Origin of the sequence: Oceanivirga salmonicida (genome assembly GCF_001517915.1) — a bacterium.
Taxonomy (GTDB): Bacteria; Fusobacteriota; Fusobacteriia; order Fusobacteriales; family Leptotrichiaceae; genus Oceanivirga; species Oceanivirga salmonicida.
The window spans coordinates 1-3213 of record NZ_LOQI01000105.1 but is presented as its reverse complement, the minus strand read 5'-3'; the positions used below and the strand labels follow the sequence as shown (position 1 = coordinate 3213).

Here is a 3213-nt window from a genome sequence, read left to right as displayed (position 1 = left end):
TAAAAGTATTACAGATTTAAAATAGGTACTATGTTATTAATAAAAGCAGGTTATTTATTCCTGCTTTTATCTTTTTATTCTATAACTACTGCTGTTCCTGAACAAGTTACCATCATCATATTATTAGATGCTCCTAGCATTTCATAATCCATCTTAACCCCAACTATTGCATTTGCACCTATACTTTTAGCTCTTTCTTCTAATTCTTGTAGTGCTTGACTTCTTGCAGTTAAAAGTTCATCCTCATAACCTTTAGAACGTCCACCAAAAAAATCTCTTAATCCTGCTCCAATATCCTTGATAAAGTTTACTCCTGTTATTATTTCACCAAAAATTATCCCATGATATTTTACTATTTTATGTAGTTGTAATTATCATGTAAAACTCCACAATTAATGACCCATAAATGAAAATCACATTAATGAGCCTTTTTATGATAAAATAAATCGATTCTTTTTTGAGTTAAATTTAGTATAAGGAGGTTGGTCAAATATGACTAATGAAGAAAGAAGTTTAGCTAGGCTATTAGCTATTAAATTAATTAATGAAAAGAGGAAACTTAAAGATATTTCTGATATTACTAATTTATCATATACTACCATTAAAAGATTAAAGAAAAATAGGAAGTCCAATGTCTCGCAAATCAACTATTAGAGCTTATGAAACTCTTAATAAAGTCTCTAAAAAAAGCAAAAAGAAAAAAATTGAAAGAAAATTAAAATATGAAATTAGTTTTAAATATGCTCATCCATATATGCCTAGAATAAAATATTTTGGAGAAATAGTAGAAACCGATGCTTCACCACATATTTGGTTTGGTGATAAAAAGTTTAATCTTCATCTATTTGTTGATAAAGCAACTTCTGTCATACTGGGAGCATACTTTGATACACAAGAAACTCTTAAAGGATATTATACAGCTTTTAAACAAGTTTTAATTAATTATGGTATATCATATAAATTAATAGCAGATAATAGAAATGTTTTTAAATATTCAGAAGATACTGAAAAGAAAACAAACTTTGGAATAATGTGTAGTTTTCTTGGTATAGAATTAGAAACTACTTCTATAGCACAAGCTAAAGGTACAGTAGAAAGAACCTTTAAAACATTACAATCTAGATTTGCTGCTGAATTAAGTTTTTACGGCATTAAAAACATTAATGAAGCTAATAAATATTTAATTGAATTTGTAAAACAACATAATGAAAAGGCTCTTTCTAAATTTAATGATATAGAAAATAGATTTGAATGTCAAACATATAATGATGAAGAATTAGATAAAGTTTTATCAATATTCAATAAAAGAATAATATCAGGGCACTGTATATCATATGAAAACAATAAATATGTACCTTTAAATCATAAAGGGGAAAATATGTATTTACATAATAAAACAAAAATTGTAGTTGCTAAATCATTAAATGATACATTACATATGATATTAGATAATGAAATATTTGATTTGAAAAAAATAGATAACATTTTAGAATTTTCTAAAAACTTTAATGAAAAAACAATTGAGAAAACAGAAAAAATTAGATATATACCACCACAAGACCATCCTTAGAAGAAATTTTTTAAAATGATTTTTATTGAATTATCAAAAAAGAAAAAAAATATATAAATTAAATAACCATTTTTATGACTATAAATCACACTTTTTAGGGTTCATTAATTATGGAGTCTTACATTTCAAACTGAAAAAAATAAAGATACTTTGAATTTATAGGGCTTTATATAAACAAAGTATCTTTTTATTTTATATTTACTTATAAACATTTAGTTTTAATTAAAGATTTATTGATTTTATTCTATTTTTATATGTATTTCTTGTAATTTATTAGCATATTTTAAAATATAAGTACTTAATTCTCCATTAATCAATAATTCGTCTAATATAGGTTCATTTGACAAATAAAAAGTATACTCATCTTCTAAATCAATATTTATAGGCAAACCATAATCTATATTTATTTTAATAGGCAATATATTCATTTCTTTTACTTTATTTTTCAATTCTTCCTCAGTTTCAAAAACAGGATTAAATGGTCTGTTATATTCTTCAAAAATATAATTATTGCCCTGTAAAATACCACAATGATTACAATGATTACATATAGTTTTTCCAGCTATCTTTGAATAATCTTCATATACTCCATATTTTTTTAATAAAATTAATAAAGATTTTGGTAACCCTATATTAAAATCAAAAATTTTACTCATTTTAGGATAATGTGAACTTTCGATATAAAAATCACGTGGTTCATCTTCATTATCGTAAATTGTAATATAATCAGTTACTCCTATTCCAACAACTGTAGTATCTTTTTTACATTTAAAACAATTTCTTTTAGCAAAAATTAAATATATATACCCAAACACAAATGATAAGCAATAAAAATTTTCTGGTAATATCCATTTACCAAATTTTGATAAATTAGAAATATTCCCTTCATAATACCACTTTTTTTCTTTTGGATTCCATTTTGCCCCTAAATTTTTGGCCTCTTCTTTTTCAGAAAATGGCACATTTAAATAAATTTTACAATTCATTTTAATTCCTCCATTAATTTTTTATAATTTATTATTAATACCAAAAATAAATATATGAACACCTATTTTTATTAATATTATACCATAATAAAATTTAAAGTTAAGAAATTTCTATATTATCAGAAATAGTTGCCTTACAAACTTTAAGCATATTATTACAAAATTACTATAATTTAAGCCCAAATGAATACATAAAATGGCATCCAGGTGGAAGTATTGGTAAAAGTATTACAGATTTAAAATAGGTACTATGTTATTAATAAAAGCAGGTTATTTATTCCTGCTTTTATCTTTTTATTCTATAACTACTGCTGTTCCTGAACAAGTTACCATCATCATATTGTTAGATGCTCCTAGCATTTCATAATCCATCTTAACCCCAACTATTGCATTTGCACCTATACTTTTAGCTCTTTCTTCCAATTCTTGTAATGCTTGACTTCTTGCAGTTAAAAGTTCATCCTCATAACCTTTAGAACGTCCACCAAAGAAATCTCTTAATCCTGCTCCAATATCCTTGATAAAGTTTACTCCTGTTATTACTTCACCAAAAATTATACCATGATATTTTACTATTTTATGTCCTTCAATATTATTAGTAGTTGTAATTATCATAATTATTACCCCCTTTTTTAAATTGGTACTGTAAAGTATACA

Annotated in this window: 5 protein-coding genes; 2 read left to right on the top strand and 3 right to left on the bottom strand. The window is 24.4% G+C overall.

From position 1 onward, the window contains the following. Positions 1-74: 74 nt before the first annotated feature. Complete coding sequence (locus tag AWT72_RS09295) at positions 75-356, bottom strand: heavy metal-binding domain-containing protein (RefSeq protein WP_156413120.1); 282 nt, start codon at positions 354-356, stop codon at positions 75-77. Positions 357-492: 136 nt separating this feature from the next. On the opposite strand from AWT72_RS09295, the gene AWT72_RS09530 reads away from it, so the two are divergent. Then, entirely contained in the window at positions 493-654 is a 162-nt protein-coding gene (locus AWT72_RS09530) for a hypothetical protein (protein ID WP_156413119.1), read from the top strand. Next, positions 632-1570: a hypothetical protein gene (locus AWT72_RS08280; protein ID WP_067143523.1), complete on the top strand. Its 939-nt coding sequence runs from the start codon at positions 632-634 to the stop codon at positions 1568-1570. The genes AWT72_RS09530 and AWT72_RS08280 overlap by 23 nt, the downstream gene beginning before the upstream one ends. A 239-nt stretch (positions 1571-1809) precedes the next feature. Here the strand turns inward: AWT72_RS08280 and AWT72_RS08275 are convergent, their stop codons facing one another. Continuing rightward, positions 1810-2556, bottom strand: coding sequence for a DUF5710 domain-containing protein (locus tag AWT72_RS08275; protein ID WP_067143520.1), 747 nt, complete (start codon positions 2554-2556; stop codon positions 1810-1812). A gap of 294 nt (positions 2557-2850) precedes the next feature. Beyond that, entirely contained in the window at positions 2851-3171 is a 321-nt protein-coding gene (locus AWT72_RS08270) for a putative heavy metal-binding protein (protein WP_067143518.1), read from the bottom strand. Between the last annotated feature and the right edge of the window lie 42 nt (positions 3172-3213).